This is a genomic window from Terriglobia bacterium (assembly GCA_020072845.1).
Classification (GTDB): domain Bacteria; phylum Acidobacteriota; class Terriglobia; order Terriglobales; family Acidobacteriaceae; genus JAIQGF01.
The window spans coordinates 80,005-103,462 of sequence record JAIQGF010000013.1; the positions used below are offsets into that span (position 1 = coordinate 80,005).

21 protein-coding genes are annotated in these 23,458 nt (G+C 61.7%); 6 read left to right on the plus strand and 15 right to left on the minus strand.

All coding sequences use genetic code 11. The features are described 5' to 3' along the window. Position 1: 1 nt before the first annotated feature. The 3 genes from LAN70_14470 to LAN70_14480 all read right to left on the minus strand — a co-directional run bounded on the left by LAN70_14470 (position 2) and on the right by LAN70_14480 (position 2,914). A complete protein-coding gene (locus LAN70_14470; protein MBZ5512357.1) occupies positions 2-952 on the minus strand; it encodes an IS481 family transposase in 951 nt (316 codons plus the stop codon). A 487-nt stretch (positions 953-1,439) separates the two neighbouring features. Next, positions 1,440-2,594 carry an SAM-dependent methyltransferase gene (locus tag LAN70_14475; GenBank protein ID MBZ5512358.1) on the minus strand — a complete coding sequence of 385 codons (1,155 nt, stop codon included), beginning with the start codon at positions 2,592-2,594 and terminating at the stop codon, positions 1,440-1,442. Beyond that, entirely contained in the window at positions 2,591-2,914 is a 324-nt protein-coding gene (locus LAN70_14480) for a hypothetical protein (protein MBZ5512359.1), read from the minus strand. Before LAN70_14480 ends, LAN70_14475 begins: the two co-directional genes overlap by 4 nt. 147 nt (positions 2,915-3,061) lie before the next feature. On the opposite strand from LAN70_14480, the gene LAN70_14485 reads away from it, so the two are divergent. Beyond that, positions 3,062-4,486, plus strand: coding sequence for an amino acid decarboxylase (locus tag LAN70_14485; GenBank protein MBZ5512360.1), 1,425 nt, complete (start codon positions 3,062-3,064; stop codon positions 4,484-4,486). On the opposite strand, the gene LAN70_14490 is transcribed toward LAN70_14485, so the two are convergent. From LAN70_14490 to LAN70_14500, 3 genes are read right to left on the minus strand one after another with little or no spacing between them, the layout of a single operon-like run. Continuing rightward, positions 4,483-4,857 (minus strand): hypothetical protein, encoded by a 375-nt coding sequence (locus LAN70_14490; protein ID MBZ5512361.1) that lies wholly within the window; start codon positions 4,855-4,857, stop codon positions 4,483-4,485. The genes LAN70_14485 and LAN70_14490 overlap by 4 nt on opposite strands. Before the next feature lie 35 nt (positions 4,858-4,892). Further along, positions 4,893-5,792, minus strand: coding sequence for a 3-hydroxyacyl-CoA dehydrogenase (locus LAN70_14495; GenBank protein MBZ5512362.1), 900 nt, complete (start codon positions 5,790-5,792; stop codon positions 4,893-4,895). Next, on the minus strand, positions 5,792-5,980 hold the full coding sequence (locus tag LAN70_14500; GenBank protein ID MBZ5512363.1) for a hypothetical protein: 189 nt from the start codon (positions 5,978-5,980) through the stop codon (positions 5,792-5,794). The genes LAN70_14495 and LAN70_14500 overlap by 1 nt, the downstream gene beginning before the upstream one ends. 468 nt (positions 5,981-6,448) lie before the next feature. Here LAN70_14500 and LAN70_14505 point away from each other — a divergent pair, with 468 nt between their 5' ends. Further along, positions 6,449-6,937 carry a hemerythrin domain-containing protein gene (locus tag LAN70_14505; GenBank protein MBZ5512364.1) on the plus strand — a complete coding sequence of 163 codons (489 nt, stop codon included), beginning with the start codon at positions 6,449-6,451 and terminating at the stop codon, positions 6,935-6,937. Between the two features lie 70 nt (positions 6,938-7,007). Here LAN70_14505 and LAN70_14510 read toward each other — a convergent pair whose 3' ends face one another. From LAN70_14510 to glgC, 7 genes are all read right to left on the minus strand, one after another. Next, positions 7,008-9,494: a protein kinase gene (locus LAN70_14510; GenBank protein MBZ5512365.1), complete on the minus strand. Its 2,487-nt coding sequence runs from the start codon at positions 9,492-9,494 to the stop codon at positions 7,008-7,010. Between the two features lie 208 nt (positions 9,495-9,702). Then, the gene (locus tag LAN70_14515) at positions 9,703-11,217 is read right to left on the minus strand and encodes a DUF4097 family beta strand repeat-containing protein (protein ID MBZ5512366.1); all 1,515 of its coding nucleotides are present in this window, start codon (positions 11,215-11,217) and stop codon (positions 9,703-9,705) included. After that, entirely contained in the window at positions 11,210-11,500 is a 291-nt protein-coding gene (locus LAN70_14520; protein MBZ5512367.1) for a DUF5668 domain-containing protein, read from the minus strand. The genes LAN70_14515 and LAN70_14520 overlap by 8 nt, the downstream gene beginning before the upstream one ends. A gap of 11 nt (positions 11,501-11,511) precedes the next feature. Continuing rightward, entirely contained in the window at positions 11,512-12,204 is a 693-nt protein-coding gene (locus tag LAN70_14525; GenBank protein MBZ5512368.1) for a B-box zinc finger protein, read from the minus strand. After that, the gene (locus LAN70_14530) at positions 12,201-12,929 is read right to left on the minus strand and encodes a zf-HC2 domain-containing protein (protein ID MBZ5512369.1); all 729 of its coding nucleotides are present in this window, start codon (positions 12,927-12,929) and stop codon (positions 12,201-12,203) included. Before LAN70_14530 ends, LAN70_14525 begins: the two co-directional genes overlap by 4 nt. After that, positions 12,929-13,528, minus strand: a complete 600-nt coding sequence (locus LAN70_14535; GenBank protein ID MBZ5512370.1) for a sigma-70 family RNA polymerase sigma factor — start codon at positions 13,526-13,528, stop codon at positions 12,929-12,931. Before LAN70_14535 ends, LAN70_14530 begins: the two co-directional genes overlap by 1 nt. 229 nt (positions 13,529-13,757) lie before the next feature. Continuing rightward, a complete protein-coding gene (gene glgC / locus LAN70_14540) occupies positions 13,758-15,008 on the minus strand; it encodes a glucose-1-phosphate adenylyltransferase (GenBank protein ID MBZ5512371.1) in 1,251 nt (416 codons plus the stop codon). A 200-nt stretch (positions 15,009-15,208) separates the two neighbouring features. Here glgC and LAN70_14545 point away from each other — a divergent pair, with 200 nt between their 5' ends. The 3 genes from LAN70_14545 to LAN70_14555 all read left to right on the plus strand — a co-directional run bounded on the left by LAN70_14545 (position 15,209) and on the right by LAN70_14555 (position 18,799). Further along, positions 15,209-15,550, plus strand: coding sequence for a hypothetical protein (locus LAN70_14545; protein MBZ5512372.1), 342 nt, complete (start codon positions 15,209-15,211; stop codon positions 15,548-15,550). Positions 15,551-15,649: 99 nt separating this feature from the next. Beyond that, positions 15,650-17,278: a methylmalonyl-CoA mutase family protein gene (locus LAN70_14550; GenBank protein MBZ5512373.1), complete on the plus strand. Its 1,629-nt coding sequence runs from the start codon at positions 15,650-15,652 to the stop codon at positions 17,276-17,278. Positions 17,279-17,305: 27 nt separating this feature from the next. Next, entirely contained in the window at positions 17,306-18,799 is a 1,494-nt protein-coding gene (locus LAN70_14555; protein ID MBZ5512374.1) for a nucleotide-binding protein, read from the plus strand. 623 nt (positions 18,800-19,422) lie between these two features. On the opposite strand, the gene LAN70_14560 is transcribed toward LAN70_14555, so the two are convergent. After that, positions 19,423-19,764 carry a helix-turn-helix domain-containing protein gene (locus tag LAN70_14560; protein MBZ5512375.1) on the minus strand — a complete coding sequence of 114 codons (342 nt, stop codon included), beginning with the start codon at positions 19,762-19,764 and terminating at the stop codon, positions 19,423-19,425. Beyond that, complete coding sequence (locus LAN70_14565) at positions 19,745-20,143, minus strand: type II toxin-antitoxin system RelE/ParE family toxin (GenBank protein ID MBZ5512376.1); 399 nt, start codon at positions 20,141-20,143, stop codon at positions 19,745-19,747. Before LAN70_14565 ends, LAN70_14560 begins: the two co-directional genes overlap by 20 nt. Positions 20,144-20,827: 684 nt before the next feature. On the opposite strand from LAN70_14565, the gene LAN70_14570 reads away from it, so the two are divergent. After that, positions 20,828-23,458 (plus strand): polysaccharide deacetylase family protein (locus tag LAN70_14570; protein ID MBZ5512377.1); only part of this gene is annotated, 2,631 nt, incomplete at its 3' end.

Genomic DNA, 23,458 nt, shown 5'->3' on the forward strand with positions numbered 1-23,458 from the left:
TTTAGGTGTGGTGTCTCAAGACGTTGTTCCCCTCCAAGCCGGAGCGGCTGATGGGTGGCGACTGGCCAAGACTAGCATGCGGGCGGTGCCAGTTGTACTGGTGGAGCCAGGGCTCCAGCTCCGCGCTACGTTCGGTTGAGTTGTGATAGAGACGGGCGTAGGCCCATTCGCGCAGCGCAGTCTGGATGAAGCGCTCGGCTTTGCCGTTGGTGCGCGGGGTATAGGGGCGGGTGAAACGGTGTCGGATGCCGAGTTGACGGCAGGCGGCGGCCAGCAGGCGGGAGTGATAGCAGGGGGCGTTGTCGGTGAGCAGGCGGCGGATGCGGATGCCGAAGCGTGCATAGTAGGCGACGGCGGCACGGAGGAAGGCGGCGGTGGAGTCGGCGCGCTCGTCGGCATAGAGTTGGGTGAAAGCGATGCGGGAGTGATCGTCGATGGCGACATGCAGGATCTCCCAGCCGGCACCGCGAGTTTCGTCACGCGGATCGCCGGTGACACGGTGACCCGGCTTGGTAAAGCGGGCCAGTTTCTTGGTGTCCAGGTGAAGCAGGTCGCCGGGATGTGGGTGTTCATAGCGGCACACGGGCACGACGGGGTCCAGGTCGCGCATGCGGTTGAGATGGTGGCGGCGCAGGATGCGGCTGATGGTGGCGCGGCTCAGGCCGGTGGTCTGCGCGATGTGCACGCCGGTCCAACGCTGTCGCCGCAGCACGAGGACCTGGTTCACGAGGTCGGCTCCGGTCTGGCGCGGTGAACGCTGCGGACGCGAGGAACCGTCGTAAAGGCCGGCACGGCCCTGACCACGATAGCGGAGCACCCACTTACGAGCGGTTTTGGTGCTGACGTGGAACGCGGCGGCCGCCGCGTTCCACGTCGCCTTCTCGTCAATGATCTTTTTGGCTAAAGCCTCTCGACTGCGGAGTGTAAGTCGGGCATTCTGGTGCAGGTCCATTCGGCCTTCTCCTTGGAAAGCGGATTGGTCAGCACCACCAGCTTCTCCGGTCTTGGTCGAATGGACTATTACCTGTTAGGGAACAACGTCCTGAAACTTCACATTTAGGCTTTAGGCTTCTGGCTTCTGGCTTCTGGCTTCAGGATTCAGGCTTCAGCATTCAGGCTTCAGGCTTCAGCATTCAGGCTTCAGGCTTCTGGCTTCAGGCTTCAGGCTTCAGGCCCCAGGCTCCAGGCTTCAGGCTCCAGGCTCCAGGCTTCAGGCTCCAGGCTCCAGGCTTCAGGATTCAGGATTCAGGATTCAGGCTCCAGGATTCAGGATTCAGGCTCCAGGATTCAGGATTAAGGATTACTGGCTTTAAGATTACTGGCTTCTTACAGGCCTCAGGATTAGCCGCGAAGCGGCGCATGACAATAGCCCGGCACTTCAGTGCCGGGTTGATGCGCGACGACGATTTGAGTGCCGTAGGCACGACTGAAACTAGAAACTAAGAATCAGAGACCTTCCTGGCGAATTTCAACCCGCTCAACCGGGATGGGGTGCTGGCGTCGGCGCCCCGGCCCAGCACCAGCGCCTGAAACGCATCCCCCATTCCCACCGGCGTCGCCAGGTGCTTGAGTTGCAGCGCGACTTTGGCCCGCTCCAGCGGCAAGCGGCAGTCCTCGAACGCGTCGGCGAACTGGTTGTCTTCGCCGATTCCCATCAGCAACTGTGATTGCGTCACCAGCGCCAGCGGCTCCAGGCCAACCTGTTTTCCGACGTCCATGAGAGCGGTGAAGTTTACGTGCGCGGTGATGTCCTGCTCGCCCGGGGCCTCGTACGGGTTCTGCGAAATGGCGTGTTGGCGAAACGCCATGACGGTGTCGCGATGGCGCCCTGCCAACTGCTCCTGGCGCGTGTAGCCGTAATCAACCAACAGGCAGAACCCGCGCGCGCCCGCCGCCGGTGCGGCGGCGATGCGCCGCAAGTGATCGAGCGAAACCAGCGTCGCTTCCACTCGTTCCCCCGGCTCGGGATGGACGGAGTAGCGGTCGAGGAAATCCAGTTCTGCCGTTGACGGCGGCGCGAAGCTCTCGACGAATCGGCCATTTTCCACGCCGATGCGCAGTTCGCCGCGGTCCGCGACCACTTCTACCGGCAGCGCGTCGAAGAACTCGTTGGCAAAGACAAGGAACTCGCCTTCGATCTTCGCCGCCTCGATCGTTTCCACTACCTGCACCTTGCCCGCCGCGATCTGCGCGGCGAAGCGCTCATCCAGGCGCGCGCGCAATCCGGGCGAGGCTTCCACCAGCGTGCAATGAAGCGCGCGGTGAAACTCGGGAAGCTTCTTTGCCGTCCAGTCAAGCACGTCCTGCGCGAACAGGCCGCGGCCCGGCCCCAGTTCCACCAGATCAATCCGTAGCGGCGACTCCAGCACGCGCCACATCTCGTCGAACTGCCGCGCCAGCAAACGGCCGAACACGGCGTGCACGTCGCTGGAGGTGTAGAAGTCGCCCGCCTTGCCAAACTGTTCTCGGGCACGCGAATAATACCCGGGCGGATCGCCGCCGGGCGCGCCGTAGAGGCACAGCTCCATGTAGCGCGAAAACGGAATCGGACCGCGTTCGCCGATCTCCCGCTCGATGTATTCGCGGAGGGTCAACTGCCGATGTCCTCTTCCGCCGCACGGGCGCGCGCGTCCGCCTTCTGCGTTTGCGGCGTGCGCACAAACATCTCGATCAGATAATCGTGCAGGCAGGCAAAAAGCTGGTGCTGGAAGGTCCACTCGAACTGGGGATGATCGAGATCGCGCGGGTGCATGCTGAAGTAGTAGGTATGCACGGGCACGGCGGGATTGCGGAAATTGATGATGACCTCGACGCCCTCACCCTGCTCGCGCGCGTCGAACGCCAGCAGCGGGTGCTCGTACAGCTTGAGCTGATCGAGGACGCGCTGCAGGCGTGGATTGGGCGGGGACCTCACGATTGAATTGTACCGTGATGGTCTGTCGGTCTATCGGTCCGTCGGTCTGTCCCCGGTCTGGGGTTTTTCACCGGCAGACCGAAAGACTGATAGACCGAGAGACCGCGCGATTAAAATAAATAGTTCGTCCTTCATGCAGGAGCCCTTATGCCCACCACTCGTACCGGAGCGGCGCCGGAGTGGAATGCCTACGTCGAGGACTTCCGGCGCGCCGGCCACGAAGTCATTGACTGGATCGCTCACTATTTGGAGCATACCCGCGACTATCCGGTGCTGCCCAAAGTCCAGCCGGGAGAACTGACCGACGCGCTGCCTCCCTCGGCGCCCGAGCAAGGTGAGTCCTACGACGCCATTCTCAGGGATTTTGACAACCTCATTCTGCCCGCGGTCACGCACTGGAACCATCCGCGATTTCTGGCGTACTTCGCCAACAGCGCCGCGGCTCCGACCATCCTGGCCGAGGCGCTTGCGGCTGCGCTGAACACCAACGGCCTGCACTGGAAGACATCGCCCGCTGTCGCCGAACTGGAGCAGGTCGCGCTCGGCTGGCTGCGCCAATGGATGGGACTGCCGGACGACTACTTCGGCGTGATCTACGATACCGCGTCGGTGAGCAGCTTGCATGCCGTCGCCGCGGCGCGCGAACTCACCGACCCCGAGGCGCGCGTCGAAGGATCGAAGCCGATGCTGACGTTGTACACCTCGGCGGAATCGCATTCCTCCATCGAGAAGGCGGCCATCGCGCTCGGCATCGGGCAGAGAAATGTTCGCAAGATCGCGGTGGACGCCGAATTCCGCATGCGTCCCGACGCGCTCGCGCAGGCGATCGAGGCCGACATCCAGCAAGGCAAGCGGCCGTTCTGCGTGGTGGCCACCGTCGGCACGACCTCGAGCACCAGCGTCGATCCCGTCGCCGCCATCGCCGACGTCGCTGAAAAGTACGATCTCTGGCTGCACATTGACGCCGCTTACGCGGGCTCGGCTGCGATTCTGCCCGAGTGCCAACACATCCTGAAAGGCGCAGAGCGCGCGCATTCGCTGGTGGTCAACCCGCACAAATGGCTGTTCACGCCGGTGGACTTGAGCGCCTTCTACACCCGGCGGCCGGACATCCTGCGGCGCGCATTCTCGCTGAATCCTGAATACCTGCGCGCCAGCGAGGACCCGCGCGCCATCAATTTGATGGACTACGGCATCCCGCTCGGCCGGCGCTTCCGCTCGCTCAAACTGTGGTTCCTGATGCGCTATTTCGGACGCGAGCGCATGCAGGAAATCCTGCGCTCGCATATCGCGTGGGCAAAACGCCTTGAGCAGCTCATCCGGCGCGATCCGCGCTTCGAAGTCGTCGCGCCCGTGCCGTTCTCGGTGGTGTGCTTCCGCTTCCAGGGCACCGACGAGGACAACCGCGCGCTGCTCGAGTCGGTGAATGCCACGCGCGAGGTCTTTCTCTCCCACACCGTGCTCAACGGCAAGATCGTGCTGCGCGTGGCCATCGGAAACTTGCAGACCACGTGGGATGACGTGCAGAGGGCATGGGAATTGGCGCGGGACAATGTACCGCGCCCGGGCTAGCTACGTCGCACTTGCTTCATCTCGCGCGCAACATTACGGCGGTTGGCGCGTTTGTCGGTGAACTGCAGTAGTTCGACGGGCGCACCGGCTTCCTCGATCATGGCCACGACAACGCCCGGCGAGGGCGAGTTCGGCCGTACGATTACTTTCCTTCCCTTGATCGCAGCCTTGAGATTATCCACCTCAAAGGCGACGTGCGGTACGGTACGCACCAAGTCGGGCACATCGCAGTGCTCGCCGTACATCATCCACTGGATGCCGAACGCATTCGACTCGTGATCGGTGGCGTGAATTTTCAAATGCGGGATGTCCACCATTCCCGGTAGCTTTCGGCGCGTCGGTATGCCGACATGATGGTATTTGTATCTCATGGTGCTGCTGCGCGGCGCCATGCGGCCAGCCTGAATTATTCGCTGCTCTTGCTCGCGGCTTCGGTAACCGGCCTCGGCGTCTGTTCCGAATACGTATAAACCCCGCGTCCCGCCTTGCGTCCCAGCCGTCCGGCCTTGACGTACTGCACCAGCAGCGGCGACGGCCGGTATTTTTCGCCGAGCGTTTTGTGCAGGTACTCCAGAATGTGCAGGCGCGTGTCCAGCCCCACCAGGTCCACCAGTTCAAACGGCCCCATGGGATGGTTGAGGCCCATCTTCAGCGCTTTATCAATGTCCTCGGCGCTGGCGATGCCTTCCTGCAGCATGTAGAACGCTTCGTTGCCGATCATGGCGTTGATGCGGCTGGTGATGAACCCCGGCGATTCCTTGATCACCACCACCTCTTTTTTCATCCGCCGCCCCACCTCGACCGCCGTCGCCAGCGTGTCGTCGCTGGTTTCCAGCGCGCGCACAATCTCCAGCAGCTTCATCTTGTGCACCGGATTGAAAAAGTGCATGCCCACGCACTTTTTCGGCCGGTAGGTGACCGACGCAATTTCCGTGATGCTCAGCGAGGACGTGTTCGAGGCGAGAATGGTTTCCGGCCGGCAGATTTTGTCCAGCAGGGTGAAGATCTCGATCTTCGACTCCATCTCCTCCGGGACGGCTTCGATCACCAGGTCGGCGGCGCGCGCGGCCTCATCCACCGCGCCCGCGTATTCCATGCGGCCCATCGCCTCCTGGGCTTCGTCCGCGCTGACTTTGCCGAGTTCCACCGCCTGGTCGAGGTTGGCGCGGATTTCGTCGCCGGCGCGGCGCAGGGCGCTGGGCAGGATGTCCTCGAGGATGGTGCGATAGCCGCCGAGCGCGGCCGCGTGCGCGATGCCGCGTCCCATGATCCCGGCGCCGATCACCGCGACGGTGCGGACCTCCATTACTTGGACTCCTTCTCCAGCCGCTGCATCAGGCCTTCGAAGCTCGGGTCGGCCTTGCGCATGTATTCGGCCAGGCGCCTCTTCTCTTCCTCGGTCATGTACGGAACATTGGCGATGACGCGGCGCAAGGTGGCGGTAATGTCGTCCACGAAGTTCATCATCCGAATCAGTTCACCGGTTGCGGGCATAAGTGGGTCCTCTTTCTGCGCTGAATTGATAATTGCATTGCCCGCGGCAGATGGCGCCGCGGACGCTTGAGCAAACGACTATTGTCTGCTGCGCGGGGCAGTTTAGTAAAGCAGGCTTCAGGCGTTGGGCTTCAGGCTCCAGGCTTCAGGTTGCAGGTTTGAGGGTGCAGCGTCTAGGCTGACGCGTGTAGAACCTCAGTCGTGCCTACGGCACTCACCGGTTTGTTCCACTTTCCCGCCGCTGAAGCGGCGGGCTATTGTCAATCGCCCCGCTGGGGCTCTTCACATTCAGCTCACGGGGACTGTTCATTTTGCGCCGCGGGCCCTGCATGATGTTCAGCCCTGCTGAGATGGGTGAAGTTTCTTCAGCCCCGAAGGGGCGAATCATAATAGCCCGGCGCTTTAGCGCCGGGAACGCTGTGACAAATTGCCAGAGTCCCGTAGGGACGGCACGGGCATAATAGATACATGCTGCGCGACCGCAACCTAATCCCGCTCTCTCACCAGCATCAACACGCGCTGGCGCTATGCGTCCAGATCGAGCGCGGGCTGCAATCCCAACATCCCGACCCACAGCACTGGCAACAGGAAATCGCGCGGCTTTTCGAGAGTGAGATTCGCTACCACTTCGAGGCCGAAGAGAAGGTCCTGTTCCCGTTCGCCCAGCGCGCGACCTCCTTGCGCGACCTGGTGGATGAACTGCGCATCGAGCACGTTTCCCTGCGCCAGTACGCCGCCGGCGCCACCGCGGGACGCCTCACCGTGCCTGAGCTTCAACTTTTCTCCGCCAGCCTGGCGGCGCATGTGCGCAAGGAGGAGCAGAAGTTGTTCGAGGGGTTGCAGGAATTGTTCTCGCTGGAAGATCTGACGAAGGCGGGCGCGGAGCTGGATTCCTACTTCCTGCACAGCGGCATGCCCGGGGCGACGTGCGCGCTAAGACCGCAGCGCAAGCCTTAATCGCAGCGCGCTCGATGAAATGCATAGATGCCGCGCTGCGCTCAGCATGACAATGGTTGATGGATCGGTCTCACCGCGGTTGCGGCAGTCCGACGCGGCGCAACAGGTCAGCAAAGCGTGGATCGGAGCGGAGGCTGTCCAGGGAGGCAGACGTGGGCAGAGCAACCGCCAGGTAGTAGGAGCGTTGTTTGTACGCCTGATCGAGCCCGGCGAATGCCTGCTCCCTGTCTCCCAGGCCTGAGTACACGACCGCAAAGTTAAATGGCGCGACGTAGCCTTGCTCCGACATCGCCTTCAAGTGATCAAGGAGCTTTCGCGCTTCGGCTTTGTTCCCCGACACGGCGTAGGCGTAAGCAAGGCCGGCCCAGATCTCGGCGTTGTCCTTCTCCAACTCGAGCGCGCGTTGAAACTCGGCAATCGCTTCCGGCATTTTTCCTTTTTGCAGGTAGGCGCTGCCCAGGAACGAATGGAAAAACCAGAAAGTCGGGTCCAGCTCGATCGCTTTACGGAGCTCTACAATCGCCGGGTCCCACTGCCGGTTATAAACCAGGACCGATCCGACCCAACCATTCGCTAGCGAGGAGAGTGGATCGGCTTGCTGAGCCCGCCGGGCTTCCGCGAGCGCCTCGGCGTGTCGGCCCATGGTTGCCAGGAACCAGGAGTAGTATCCGTGCGCCTCCGCGTTGTTGGGACTCAGCTCAATTGCTCGTTTGAACTCTCTTTCCGCGGTGGCCCAATTCCACTCATGCCAGTGCGCTTCCAGGGCGAGGGAAAGGTGAGCGCCGACGTCCGACGGGTCAATCGCCAAGGCCTTTTCTGCCGCGTACTTTGCCTTGGGTCCCGCCTCGTTGGGAGGCATGAACCAATCGTCCTGATTCATGTAGTTGTAAGCCATGCCGCTATAGGCCAACCCATAATTTGGATCGACGGCGATGGCCTGATTGAAATAGTCGAGGCCCTTGCGAAACCCGTCTTTGGTCAGTTTGTTCGTGTGGTACTTGCCCTTGAGATAGAGTTGGTAAGCCTCGGGATTGTCGGTGGAGCCTTTCGTCAGCTTTTGCCGGTCGTCCGCCGAAAGCTGCGAGCGCAACCGCTGCGAAACTTCCTGGGCGATTTCATTCTTTACCGCCAGCAGATCGGCCAGCTTGCGGTTGTACTGCTCTCCCCAAAGCTGCTTGCCGTTGCGAACGTCGTCCAGCTCAACGCTGATCGTCAGGTTGTCGCCGCGCTGCCCGACCTGGCCGGTGAGCACGGCATTGACGCGCAGTTCGTCGCCAACCTTCTGCGCGTCCATCGCCTTCCCCTTGTAATGGAAAGCGACACTGTGGGGAATCACCTTGAGATTCGGCAGCCGCGTCAGGCTGTTGTTGATGCTTTCCGTAATCCCGTCGGAAATGTAGTCGGCGTCGGGGTCGTTGCTCCGATTCTCGAAGGGCAACACGGCGATGGATTCGATGGCGGCGGCGCTGCCGCGCGCGTGCAGATACACGCCGGCACTGACGGCGCCCGCGACCAGCAAAACGGCAACGATCGCGGCAGCCAATTTGTGCGCCTTGATTCCATTGACGATGTACTCCGCACTGGAGGGAGGCGGAGAGATTGCACTGGCGGCCGATCCGGTTTGCGCACCGCCGCTTTCAACTCCATCCGCGCCCGACCCTTCCAGCTCGCGCCGCATTTCTCGCAGCTCGATGGCGACATCCTTGATCGTCTGGTAACGGTCTTCGCGATCTTTCGCCAGGCATCGCCGCACGATTCTCTGCAAATGAACGGGTGCGGCGGGACGGAAGTCGGTGATCGGAGCAGCCGGTTCGCGGATAATCTTGTTGAGGGTATCAATCGCGTCTTTGCCGTCGAAGGCCTTGCGGCCCGTCACTGCCTCGAACAGAATGCAGCCGAACGAGAAAATGTCCGAGCGCTGATCGATCTCCTTGCTCTTGCCTTGTGCCTGTTCGGGGGACATGTATCCCACCGTGCCCAGGACCACACCCGGAGTGGATTGCGGTTGCAGGATTGCGGTGGCCGCCTGGCTTGCGGCCTCGCTGCCTGTTTGTGAAAGTGGCTCGACGAGTTTCGCCAGGCCGAAATCAAGAATCTTGGCGTGACCATCGTGCGTGATCATGATGTTGTCGGGCTTCAGATCACGATGAACGATGCCCGCGGCGTGTGCCTTGGCTAAGCCTTCCGCCACATGCTGCAAATGGCGCAGCAGCTTGGGCAGGTCGGGTTGCCGGTCGTAAATCAATTGGCGCAGCGTCTGGCCGTCGACATACTCCATGGCGATGAAGTTGGCGCCCTCGGCCTCACCAATCTCGTAGATGTGCGCGATGTTGGGGTGATTGAGCGCCGCCGCGGCCTTCGCTTCCTGAACAAAGCGCCGCATCCGGTCCTGGTTGGCAGCGACTTCGCCGGGCAAGAGCTTGAGGGCGACTTTACGATCCAGCTTCGTGTCCTCAGCCAGATACACCTCGCCCATGCCACCGGCGCCGATCGCCGAAGTGATGCGGTAGTGGGCGAGGGTGCGGCCGATCACGCTTCCGCCTTCATTCGATGCCAAGCTGTCGCAAGCCTCCCCAGACTGATGCAGTGGGTACGGTACCACAGCGAAATCGCAAATCCGGGCTCAATCGTGGGGCGAGCGCGCTCTGACAATCTCACCGCCGCTCGCGGGCGAGCGCGCTGCGACGTGCATCTTGAAAAGAAAAAAAGGCGAGCCGCAAAGCTCGCCTTCCAATCACAAATCATCAATCGCAAATCACAAATGCTTATAGCGTACCCGGCGTGTAGCTCCGCGGTGCTGGCACAACCACCCCGCGGCGGCCCCGGTAAAGGACCATGTGCCCGCGGTCGATCACCGCGCCGCGCTGCAGGCCCGGTGCGGGCGGAGCCTTGGGAGCTTGCGGCGGAGCAGGCGGCGATGGCAAGCCCGAGGACTGCCGGATCTGCACGTCGCCGTAATTATTGGTCAGCTTGATCTGCGGGCCGCTTTGGCCGGCGCCACCGACTGAGCCGCTGGCGTATTGCGAATTGTGTTCGCTCTTGACCTGGATGGCCGGAAAATCGCTCTCGATATCGCCGCGTGTGGCGTGCACGTCGATCTGAAACGCAGCGTTTTTCGGCAGCATCACCTGCACCGTGCCGTGCTGGTTGTTGATTTCGACATCACCAAGGCCTTTGCCGGCGCGGTACTCCACCACGCCGTTGCTGTTCTCAATCTTCAGGTTGCCCGACACATCCTCGAGGTGGATGTCCTTGGCGCGGGTTGTCAGGTGCATCGGGCCGGCGATCGTGCGCGCACGCAGGTCGCCCGATTCCATCGTCAGGTCGCCGTCCAGGCGCGCCATCTGCATGTCGGTGCGCGTGGAATGGAAGCTGACGCTCTTGGCCACCTTCGCCAGGTTCATCTGTCCGAAGAAGTCTCCACTGAGGCGCACTTCTCCGCTGACATCGCTGATGTTGGTATCGTCCACGCGGCCGTCCACGCTGACGAATCCCTTGATATTGGTGGCGCGCACGTTGCCGCGGCGCAGGCTGATGTTGACATTGCCGTCGTTGTCGGCAACCGTGACGTCGCCATGCGAGCTGGTGGTGACGTTGCCCGTGCGTCCGGCAATACGGATGTCGCCACGCCGGTCGGAGACCTCCACGTTCGCCTTCTGCGGAACATAGATTTCCAGATCGCTGGCGACAGCTTTGTTGCCCGCGCCGCCGGTGTTCGCGTTCAGCGTCACCGTGGCGCCCGCCGTGGTGAAGCTGGGCTGCGTCTCGCCATCGATCCTCTTGCCCTGCTCTTCGTTGTCGGCCACCACTTTCTTGCGGATCACGACCTTGATCTTGGGCTCTGCCCAGGTATTCACCACCACGTCGCCTCGATCGGAGACGACTTTCAGTTCGCTTCCGGCGGCAAAGGGCTGCTCCACAGTAGCGCTGAAGTTGTAGGAATTCCCGAACAGGCCGCCGAGGTCGTCATCCATATCCATCTGGCCGCGCAGCGCGTTCCAGTTGATGCGGTCGCTGGCGGTAAAGCCCATGCCCAGCAGGACGAGGAAGATGATCAGGACCACGCCGCCGCCGCCGATGCCGCGGGGCTCCAGCAGCTTGATGACGCCCCACAGGATCAGCAGCGCGGGCCAGTAGCGGGCGAAATAATGGTGCAGCGATGCCCAGCTCAGGTAATGCATGTTGCCGAGCAGGAAGATGACGCCGATCAGGATAAGCACCATCGGCCCGGCCAGCGAGCGGCGCCGATGAACATGGATTTGCGGAGCGGGACTAGACATGGTCCACCTGCCGCGGTTCGGAATTCTGGGTTGGCGCCGGTGGCGCTCCCGGAGGCGCCGGCGCGATCACGTCCGTGTGCCCGGTGGTGTCCAGGTTTCCAGCGAGCACCTTCACCAGGCCTATCACGATCAGCAGGATCGGCCAGGTGCGGTTGAAATGCGCCACCCCGAATTCGCTGAGCATGAAGAGCACGCCGAGGGTGATCAGCACCGCCGGGCCCATCAGGCCGCGGCTTCGGCAGCGCGTGCAGTAGCAAGTTCGGTTGGGCTGATAGTTATCCATGGCTCATCTCCTCACATCTCCCTCGTCGCGCCGCCCGGGGGTGAGAAGCGCTTCACCAAAAGCCACACGCCGATGACGATCAGGATCAACGGCCAGAGCCGGTGGATCCAGTACGCATGGAACAGCCCCATGGTGTTCAGCAGGAACAGAACGCCCAGGCCGATGAGCACCAGGGCGCCGACCGGAACCTGCTTGAAGTCCACGCGCTCGCCGCTGCCGAACGCCTTCGCCAGCCCGAACGGATCGGGCGCCGGCTGGCCCACGCGAATGGCGTGCGCGGAGCGCACCGCATCAATGATCTGGTAAATGTAGAAAAACGCGATGCTGAGCCCGAAGATCGGCCCGTAGGTGTCGCCCGTCTGCGAGGCGCCGAACACCAGCGCGATAAAGATCAGCATGTGCGCCAGGCCCTTGGCGTACTGGCCGTTGTAAACCGCGCCGACTCCGAACGGGAAAAATCCTGCCAGCACGCCGGCAAGTCCCGGGCTGGGGCCGCCTGCCACCACCACGGGCGCGCCCGCGGCGCCCGGCACGAAGCCGCTGGCCGGCGGCGCCGACGGCATGGTGTCGTGCAGGCGGGTGGCGATGCAGTCTTCGCAGTAAACGACGCCGCGCACGCTGTGCGAGCACTTCTCACACATCGCCTTGCCGCAGGTGCGGCAATACGAGGTCGCCGCGACGTCGGAATGGACCGTGCAGTTCATGAGTTTCTCCTGGCGAAAACCTGGCCGGCAAGCGGGGCAGCATCGAATAATCGCGCCATGGTGACGGCCTCCTGCTCCCGGCTGTAGTTCTGGTACCGCTTGTCCGGATTTTCGCTGTGGTCCTTTTGCTCTTTCGGTTTCTCCGCCGGGGGATTGCTCTCCTCCGGCGTGGTCGCGCGCTTCAACTCCTGCACGCGCGATTCGATCTCGTACACGAAGCGGATATTCTGGTAGTACTTCACCACGCGGCCCTGCGCTTCGTAGGCGCCGCGCACAATGGCGTTGGGGCTCAGGTCGAGGTGCCGCAGGTTGCCGATCTTGACGCCGGCGAGGTTGAGCACCAGCGAAATCGAGAAGAACGCCATGGCAAACGACATGGCGAATTTCGGCTGCAGCACCGGACTGCTTCCCAGCCGCAGGCCCGCCAGGAACCTGTTCCACCAGCCTTCGCCGGCGTGCGCCGCCGGCGCCGCTTCCTCCACGCGTCCGATGGTCGCGGCCAGCACGTTGTGGACGAAATTCTCGGGAGGCTCCACCTGGGCCAGGCCGCGCAGCAATTGCATGCCGCGCCGGGCTTCGGCAAACATCGGGCCGCAGGTCGGGCACGTGGTCCGATGCGACTCGAACTGCTCGCGCTGGGCGCCGGCCAAGGTGCCGTCCATCGCCTCGCTGAGCAGCCCGTCGAACTCGTGGCACTGCATTCCGGGTTTGGATTCCTCGTACATCAGGTCACCTGCCTATAAGTACGTGATAGCAGCCGTCCAAGTTCCGTCCGTCCCCGATTTATGCGCGACTTCACCGTTCCCTCCGGTACCTTCAGGGCTAAGGCGATTTCCCGGTAGTCCATGTCCTGCAGGTCACGGAGGATCACCGCCTCCCGCAGCTCGGGGGAGAGCTTCTGGAGCGCTTTTTGCACCATTTCCTGGGTTTCGCGGCTCCGGAGGCGGGCATCGGGCGAAGGACCGGAGTCCTCCAGCCGCGCCGCCACACTGATGGAATCCTCCTCGGCTGTGATCCCCTCGTCCATCGAGTCGGTCACCCGGTCCTGCTTGCTCTTGCGAAAATGGTCCACCAGCAGGTTCCGGGTCAGGGTGGCCACCCAGGTCATAAACGATCCCTTATCGGTATCGTAGGTTTTCAGGGTGCGGTAAATCTTGATGAAGACCTCTTGGGCGAGGTCCTGGGCGTCGTCCTGCGAGCCCGTAAACCTATAACAAATGTTGAAGATACGCCGATTGAAGCGCTCGACAATCTCCTCCCAGGCAACCGCGTCGCCGGCTACGCAGCGACGGACCAGAGAGGCCACGACTTGATTGTCGTCCAACCAGCACTCCTCGGGAACTCCTGGTCACACTGCCCCTGGGGATGAATACGGCCCGATTGACCAGAATGTTCCGTCGGGTAACTCTGAGGAAACAATGGATTTTAGCAGGTTATGTGAGGTTGCCCCACCCCTTGCCGCTCCCGGTGGAGCCTGCGCTGAGCGCAGTTGAAGGGGATTTTGGTGAAGGCTGATAGCTGAAAGCTGGAAGCTGATCGCTGACAGCTGATCGCTATTCCGACGTGAAGTAGTCCACCGCCACCGGGCTCTCGAACAGCGAGTAATCGCGCGTCACCACGGTGATCCCGCTTTCGGTGACGAAGTAGCGCTGCCGGTCGGCCTCGGTGTCGTAGCCGATGATGGTCCCTTCGGGGATGTGCACGTCGCGGTCAATGATCGCCCGCCGGATGCGGCAATGCCGCCCGATATTGACGTGGCTGAAGATGATGCTGTCGTCAACTTCGCAATACGAATTCACGCGCACGTCGGGCGAGAGCACGGAGTTGCACACCGCGCCGCCGGAGAGAATGCAGCCGGACGACACGATGGAATCCACCGCCGTGCCAGTGCGGTTCGGGTCGGAAAATACAAATTTCGCCGGCGGATATTGCCGCTGGTGGGTGCGGATCGGCCAACTCGAATCGTACAGGTTGAACACCGGCGACACCGCCACCAGGTCCATGTTGGCCTCGTAAAAGGCCTCCAGCGTCCCCACGTCGCGCCAGTACAGCGCCTCTTTCTTGTTTTCGTCGACGAAGTTGTACGAGTACACGCGGTACTCGTCCACCATCCTCGGCAGGATGTCGTGGCCGAAGTCGTGGGAGGAGGAGGGGTCCTCCGCGTCCTTCAGCAGCACCGGGATGAGCACGTCGGTGTTGAACAGGTACACGCCCATCGAGCCGGACACCATGCGCGGGTCGTAGGGCGAGCGGATATCGGTGACTTGCGGCTTCTCCTGGAAGCCGACGATCCTGCCCTCGCGGTCCACGTCCACCACGCCGAAGCGGTGCGTTTCTTCCGGCTCGATCAGGATGGTCGCCAGCGTCACGTCGGCGCCCGACTCCAGGTGCTGCCGCTCCATCCGCGAATAGTCCATTTTGTAAATGTGGTCGCCCCCCAGGACGAGCACGTGCTTGGGCTGCTCCGCGCCGATGGAGTAAATGTTCTGGTAAACCGCGTCGGCCGTGCCCAGGTACCAGTTCTCGCTGACCCGCTTCATCGGCGGCAGGATCTCGACGAACTCGCCCAGGTCGCGCGCCACGATGTTCCAGCCCTCGCGGATATGCCGGTTCAGCGACAGCGCCTTGTACTGCGTGAGGATGTACACCTTCCGCAGGTCGGAATTGATGCAGTTCGATAAGGTAATGTCGATGATGCGGTAAATCCCGCCGAAGGTCACCGCCGGCTTGGCGCGGTCGCGCGTCAGGGGATACAGGCGCTCGCCCGCCCCTCCGGCCAGCAGCACTCCAAGCGTGTCTTTCATCGCATCGTTCCCGGATCGGTGGTAGTTGCTCGCGGTCAGGAAGCCCAAGCGAGCATTCGATGGTAGCACAAGGAATCGGATGATCGGGTGATCGGATGATCTGCATGCCCGCCGCCTGGCGCCGGCAGCTTGCCGCCTGTTCCTCCACGTCACACGGTTTTGTGATTTATGACCAAGCTCCTGGGTTATGCGCTGCTAGAATGGAGCCCGTGCTAGGCCTTTCCACCGCCCGCAAGCTGGGAATTTTCGGTCGCGTCGCGGCGCGCCAGGCGGGCCAGAGCCGATGGTTGCGCGCCGGCTACTCCGCCCTCCAGATCACCCTCCGGCACTTCGGGCGCGTCGTCCACCTGCTTTGGCTGGAGATCACGGGAGTGTTTTTCTTGTTCTTTGCCCTGGTAGGCGGCGTGGCCTGTTGGCGCGAGTACCTGAAATGGCAGGCCGGCAAGATCGGCCCCGGCAAAATGGTCCTGGCCGCCGGCTTTGCCCTGGTGTTCTTGTGGTTTGGTGTGAGTTCGTTCTGGCGCGTGAAGCGGAAAGCCTGAAAGTCTCTCGGTCTATCAGTCTATCGGTCACTCATTGCCGATCGACCTAAACACTGATCGACCGACAGACCGAAAGACCGATAGACGGAGGTTCCCCCCATGGCCGAAAAAGACGTACTCCCCAGCGTGAAGAAAATCCCGGCCACCAGCGAAGAGCACACCTCCTCCCACATCTCCGTCCACCCGCTCTACACACCCGCCGATCTCGCCGGCCTGGATTACGACCGCGACGTCGGCTATCCCGGGCAGTTTCCCTACACCCGCGGCGTGCAGACCACCATGTACCGCGGCCGCCTGTGGACGATGCGCCAGTACGCCGGCATGGGCGACGCCGAGGACTCCAACAAGCGTTACAAGTACCTGCTCGACGCCGGCACCACCGGCCTGAGCGTCGCCTTCGACCTGCCCACGCAGATCGGCATGGACTCCGACAGCCCCATGGCGACGGGCGAGGTTGGCAAGGTCGGTGTCGCCATTGATTCCATCGAGGACATGCAGCGCCTCTTCGACGGCATCCCGCTGGAAAAAATCACCACCTCGATGACCATCAACGCCACCGCCGCCATCCTGCTGGCGCTCTACATCGCGGTGGCCAAGCGCCAGGGCAGCGATCCTCGCAAGCTCGGCGGCACGGTGCAGAACGACATTCTCAAGGAGTACATCGCGCGCGGAACTTACATTTATCCGCTGAAGCAGGCGATGCGCATCGTCACCGACATCTTCGCCTACGCCAACCAGCACGTCCCCGAGTGGAACACCATTTCCATCAGCGGCTATCACATGCGCGAGGCCGGATGCACCGCGGTGCAGGAGGTCGCGTTCACCCTCGCCAACGGCATGGCGTACGTGCAGGCGGCGATTGATGCCGGGCTCGACGTGGACAAGTTCGCTCCACGCCTGTCGTTCTTCTTCAACTCGATGAGTAATTTCCTGGAGGAAGTGGCGAAATTCCGCGCCGCCCGGCGCATGTGGGCCAGAATCATGCGCGAGCAGTTCGGCGCCAAGAATCCGCGCTCCTGGATGCTGCGCTTCCATACCCAGACCGCGGGATCGTCGCTCACCGCGCAGCAGCCGGAAAACAACATCGTGCGCACCGCGTTGCAGGCGCTGGCCGCAGTGCTGGGCGGCACGCAGTCGCTGCACACCAATTCCTACGACGAGGCGCTCGCGTTGCCGACCGAGCAGGCGGTCCGCGTCGCCCTGCGCACCCAGCAGATCGTCGCCTACGAAAGCGGCGTGGCGCAGACCATTGACCCGCTCGCCGGGTCGTACTATGTCGAGTCGCTGACCAGCGAGATTGAGAAGCACGCCCTCGGCTACCTCGACAAGATCGAGGCGATGGGCGGGATGCTGAAGGCGATCGAGCGCGGCTTCGTGCAGCAGGAAATCCAGAACTCGGCCTATGTGTACCAGCAGGCCGTGGACCGGCTGGAGCAGGTGGTGGTCGGGGTCAACCGCTTCGAGCAGGAGCAGGAGCGCTCCATCGAACTTTTGCGCCTCAACGAAGATCTGGAACGGCAGCAGGTGGAGCGCCTCCGCGAACTGCGCACGCGGCGAGACAAGGGCCCGTGGCAGGCTTCGCTAAAGGCGGTCGAGGACGCCGCCCACTCCGGCGCCAACCTGATGCCCGCCATCATCACCGCCGTGGAGAGCTACGCGACCGTGGGCGAGATCAGCGACACGCTGAGAAGGGTGTTCGGGGAGTACAAGGAAGCGGTGGTGATTTAGCAGTCGCTACGCCATGCATAAGTCCCCGTGCTCTGGGCCGCACTGAAACAACACCGGACAGGTGAGCTGAAGAATGACAACAGCATGAAACGGATTGTTTTCTATTCGTGGCAGTCCGATCTTCCGAACGCGACGAACAGAGGCTTCATTCAAACGGCGCTCGAAAATGCTGCCGCTGGTATAGTCGCCGACGCCACCTTAGCCGTGCAACCAGTCGTCGACCGAGACACACAGGGGGTGCCTGGATCGCCAGATATCGCCGCGACGATCTTCGCGAAAATCACAGCTTCTGATGTTTTTGTTGCAGATGTTTCGATAGTCGCGCGACCTGCCGACGGGAGAGCATGTCCCAACCCAAATGTCCTAATTGAACTCGGCTATGCGATGAAGGCACTAGGTTACGAACGAATGATCCTTGTTTTTAATAACGCATTTGGGAAGATTGAGGAGCTCCCGTTTGATTTGCGCATGCGGCGGATTCTCGTTTACGACATGCCGGCCTCGAAACAGGAAAGAGCTCCAGAGCGAAAAAAACTGGAGGGGCAGTTCGATGGAGCACTTCGCGCTGCTCTCCAGTCGCTTCCCGCGCCCTCGACTGCTTTACCTTCAATTCCGTCCACAGCAGCAATCGAGAACGTTCAGCCCAATCGCGTCATCGTTCTTCGTCGCGATTTAGATGGAATTCTGGACGCCATACAACAGAGAGAGCCTCGCAAGCACCGAGACGGAGCGACGCCTGACGAATTAATTGCCGCAATTAGTTCTACTCAGGAACCCGTCGCGACTTTCTCCAAGATCGCGGAAACCGTGGCTATCATGGACGACACGGATGCGGCGCTGCAGTTGTATCGGTGGTTCGGCCGCGTATTCGAAAATTACAACCTGCCGGAGAACTTCAGCGGACAATTCAGCTCTGCTGATCATGACTATTTCAAGTTTGTTGGCCACGAGTTATTCGTAACGTTCTTCGCGTTCCTACTTCGGGAGCAGCGCTGGGGCTCAATCGAGCAACTGCTAGGGGAACCGATTCCTATGAAGAATGTTCCTCGTGAGCACGGGACGGGGAACGTCTACTGGGAATACGCATCGGAGCATCTCTCGCTGCTCATTGATGAGAGTCCGAAAAGGAGACGCATTTCTCTTCACGCCGACATATTGCACGAGAGACACACTACCGGCGGGCTCGCAGCGGTGCTGTCGTTTGATGACTTCGCTGCCGCGGATTACTTCCTTTTTCTCGCAGGAGAGCTACGTCACGAAACCCCTCCAGATACGTTTTTTGAATGGCGTCCGTGGAGTGCTCTGTACCTCAAACGAGCACCCACATTCCTACTCAATGCTGAAAAGACCAGCGTTGCTGTGCAGGTCGCGCGCGCTATCGGCGTGCCAAGCGTCGCCGAATTCAAGAAGCGACTTGCGGAGCGAGCGCCGCGCATAACTCTATTATTCAGGGGTAGTGGCGGCTTCTGGCATGAACAGCCGTTGCGGGACCAGGACATACAGCGAATAGCGTCGAGGTAGAGTATTCATTTGGCGTACGCCGGGTGCCCCACCCTTCGCGGTTTTCGAAGGGTGGGTAAGCGACCGGACTCCAGCCCGCGAAGCGGGCGAAAGAAAGTAGCCCCGGGCGCGGGGTCCCCAACACGCGCCGCTTTTTGCGCGTGGTGGGGTGCTCGTGAGCCCGGGGTCAGGTTGGCAAGAAATCACTTCCGCTCTGCCGAAGTTGAGCCGGGTTGCGGGCGTGAGCGAAGCGGGAGCCCGCAGGCGAAATCCTGAGCGCAGCGAAGGAGCTTATTCGCATGCGCGCAGCCGCTCGCGGCGGAGCGCAAATAAACAATCCCTTCGTACCCTGTCCTGCTTGAAGATAGGAACGAGCACGTCAGGTGACACCGTCGCGGTAGCGACGGAATGAAAATAGCCCAGGGCTTCAGCCCTGGGTGGCCGGCAGAACAATCTGAGTCCCGTAGGGACGACTGAAGCTCCACTTCAGCCGTCCCTACGGGACTTTGCGTCTCTGCGAATCTTTTCCCGGCACTGAAGTGCCGGGCTATTTTCGTCCGCCGCTACGCGGCTCAATCCAGTTAGACAACCGATGCCGAGCACCCCACCTCTTGCGCGGCAAAGGGTGGGAATGCAGACCAACATCACGCAGCGTTGACCGTGATCCGCCCGGCTTTCCTGACGCGCCGCGGACGAATCACGATTTCGACATCGCAGTTCAGGGCGGTGACGAACCCCAGCAGGCGCTCCACGGAAAAGCCGTCCAGCTTGTAGTTCTTCAGCGCCGACACCTTGGGTTGATTCACTCCCAGCCGCTCCGCGGCCTTCACCTGCGACAGCTTCATCGCGGCGAGTATCCGGTTGAGGGCCACGGCCAGCTTCACCTTCGTCTGCCGTTCTTCGGCGTCTTTGAACCCGAGGTCCGCAAAAACGTTCCCGGAGCTCGCCTTGATCTCCACATCGTCACTATTTCTTCTTTGCGGCACTGGCTTTCTCCTCGAAATTGATCCTGTAGTGCTCACGCGCAGCTTGCAGCCGTTTGTGAATCAACTCAACGTCCGTCTTCGCGGTCCGAATTCCCTTCGGCGACTTCTTCTGAAAGGCGTGCAGGACGTAAACCGCCAATTCAAATCTCACTGTGTACACGGCGCGATAGGTATTGGCTTCGTAGTCGTCCACGATCTCGAATACGCCCGGCCCCTCGCCTTTCCAGGGCTTCGCCGATGGATGTTTCTCGCCGAACTGCGCCACTCCCAGCGCCCAGCCGATTTCATCCTTGACCCGCTCAGGGAATGACATGAGTTCCTCGTGAGAGGAGCCCATCCAAAACAGCTTTTTCTCTCCTGGTGCCGGCTTGCGCGTCATTAGTTATCCCAATTTTAGGATATCAGGCTCCTGTGTCAAGAAGAATTTATGCCGGGTACCCTACCTTTTGCGCGGCCAAGGGTGGGAATGCAAACCAACATCCCGCGGCATTGACCCTGATCCGCCCGCACCGCACGTCGCCGGCCCGCGAAGCGGGCGAAAGAGAGGGTAGCCCCGGGCGTGAGCCCGGGGTTAGGTGCGCAAAGAAATCTTTTCCTCTCTGCCGAAGGCATGCGCGCAGCCGCTGGCGGCGGAGCGCACAGAAAACATTCTGCCGCCCGCTGAAGCTCGCTTCGGCGCTTCGCGCCTCGGTCACGGCTGAAGCCGTGACGTACCCCCCAGCTAACCCCCGGCTTACGCCGGGGACTGCATATTCTGTCGCGCGCTCGGCGCGCTCAGGGAAAACCCCCGTCCCCTTCGACAAGCTCAGGGCGGCGGTGGACCTGACTGGCGGTCCGCGCCTACGGAACTCGCGGTGCTTTGCTGTGTGCAAAGATTTTTGCTTTACCCTGTTCCTAAACCCATAGCATTACTTGCCAACATTTACTAAGTTCCCGCAAATCAACAAATTACGCGGCCATCCAAACGTTTCCCGAGTGGATGCTGAACTGCTGAAGAAGACCGACTGGGCACGGGGATAGGTCTGGATGGTCGGCGTCGGCCCTGGGTAAGGAGAGCACAAAGATGAACGCTTCTTCTCGCATAGTTCTGTGGGCTTTGATGGGATTACTTTTCCCGTTACAAATTGCCTCTGCGCAGGATCACCAGATCACGCCATGGAAGCACAATTATGCTGCAGCGGCCAGTTTAGGCTTCGACGACGGATTGCCGTCGCAGGTCGATTACGCCGTACCCCTTCTGAACGCCAGGGGTCTGAAAGCCACTTTCTTCGTCGTACCGAGCGGTGTTCCAGTCATCCCCACCGGGGGGGATGTCACCTGGGACCAATGGCGGCAGGTAGCAGCGCAGGGCCATGAGATTGGGAGCCAGTCATTCAGCGACCCCGACCTTACGACTCTCACCGATTCAGACCTACGCTACCAACTCAGTCAATCCCAACTCGTGATCAACCAGAACATTCCTTCGCAGTCGTGTATCACACTCGCCTATCCGTTCGGCACGAGCAATTCGCATGTGCAAGCCGTGACGAGCGAATACTACGCAACCGGGCGTGGCGCCTGGGCGGAACTAGAAGGCGGGGACCTGAACTTCTACGAAGACCCTGATCCGGCCTGGCCGTTGCCGCCGAACGTCGACCTTGGGTCCTACAAAGCGGTAAATTTCTTCGACATAGCAGGTAACAACCTTCGTGATACCTTGCCACTCTCGAATATTTACAACAAGCTTGACTTCGCCATTGCACACAACGCTTGGTACGACATGTATGTTCACGACATTGACTCAGGGTTCAGCAGCGACGACCTCGCAGCGCTTCTCGACTACATTGTTGCGAGGAACATCTGGATGGCTCGCTTGGGAGAGGTGGCGCAATACATGCGCGAGCGGAAGGAGTCCACGTTGAGTGTTCTCTCGTCCGACTCTTCCGCGATCCAATTGAGCCTCACGAACTCGCTGAACGGCCTTCTCTATACGGAATCGCTGACGATCAGGAGCATCGTGCCCTCCGCCTGGCTGAACGTTAGCATCACGCAAGGGAGCTCCTCCACGACCATCGCTTCCACCGTTGAAGGCGCCAGCACGGTGGTGTATTACGATGCGCTACCGAATGGTGGAACAATAGTTCTCACCCAGGCAGGGCCGCTGAGCGGGGTGAGTATGAGCCCGGCGACGGTGCAGGGCGGGGTGTCGTCCACAGGAACGGTGACCTTGAACACGCCGGCGCCTGCGGGCGGGGCGGTGGTCAGCTTGACATCGAGCGACACGGCGGCGGCCCGGGTGCCGGCGTTGGTCACGGTGCTGGCCGGGGCCACGACCGCCACCTTCACCGCGACCACGAGCCCGGTGGCCTCCAATGAGACGGTGACGATCACGGCTCTCTACAACAGCGTCAGCCGAACGGCGACCTTGACGGTGACGGTGACGGCGCCGGTTGCCGCGCTGAGCGGGGTGAGCGTGAGCCCGACGTCGGTGCAGGGCGGGGCGTCGTCGACAGGAACGGTGACGCTGGACGCGCCGGCGCCTGCGGGCGGGGCGGCGGTCAGCTTGACATCGAGCAATACGGCGGCGGCCCAGGTGCCGGGGTCGGTGACGGTGCTGGCCGGGGCGACGACCGCCGCCTTCACCGCGACGACGAGCCCGGTGGCCTCCGATGCGGCGGTAACGATCACGGCTCTCTACAACAGCGTCAGCCGGACGGCGACCTTGACGGTGACGGCGCCGGCGCCCGCGCCAGACTTTTCGCTGAGCGCGATTCCGGCCAGCCAAGCGGTACTGCAAGGCACGCCGGGGAGCTACACCTTGACGATCAACCCGACGAACGGCTTCACCGGCGCGGTCACGTTGAGCGTAAGCGGATTGCCGGCGGGCGCGACCGGCAGCTTCACACCGAACCCGGCGACGGGATCGTCGACGCTCGCGGTGACGACGAGTTCGAGCACGCCCGTGGGCACCTACACCCTCACCGTCACGGGTGTGAGTGGCAGCTTGAACCACACCACGACGGTTTCCTTGTCGGTCGTGACGACGCTTCCGCCTCCGGGCGTAGCATTCGATGCGGTTGGGCCAAGTGCTGGCGGAGCATCGGTGGCGAGCGGTTCCAGTTTGAGCTGGAACCACACGGTCGGCGCAAACGGAATGAATCTGCTGCTGATGGTGGGTGTCGCGGTGGGTGCGATGCCAGATACGGGGCATTCGCTCGCCGTCACGTATAACAGCGTCCCCATGACGTCGGTGGGCATTGTGCACAGCAATAATCAAACCTATGGGTATGTGCAGTTGTTCTATCTGACGGCTCCCGCAGTGGGCACGTATCCGGTCCAGGTCACCCTCAGCGGAGGGACTGCGTCACTCGAAGCGGGGTCAGTCAGCTTCACCGGCGTGGATCCGACCACTCCGGTTCGAAATATCGCGACCAGTTTCGGCAGCGGCGTGTCGCCGAAGGTTACCGTCACGAGCACACCAGGGGACATGGTGGTGGATGCTCTCGTCACCGGCTGCAATGGCACCATCACCTCCGGCAAGACTCTCCGCTGGCTCAAGCAAGTGAATTGCGCGACAGCCGGCGGCAACGGCGCACAATCAACGGCGGCCGGAGCTAGCTCGGTCACGATGGGGTATACCGTCCCGTCCGATTCGTGGGGCATGATCGGCGCGGATATCGTCGCGGCAGGTGGGCAACCCATCGATTTCACCTTG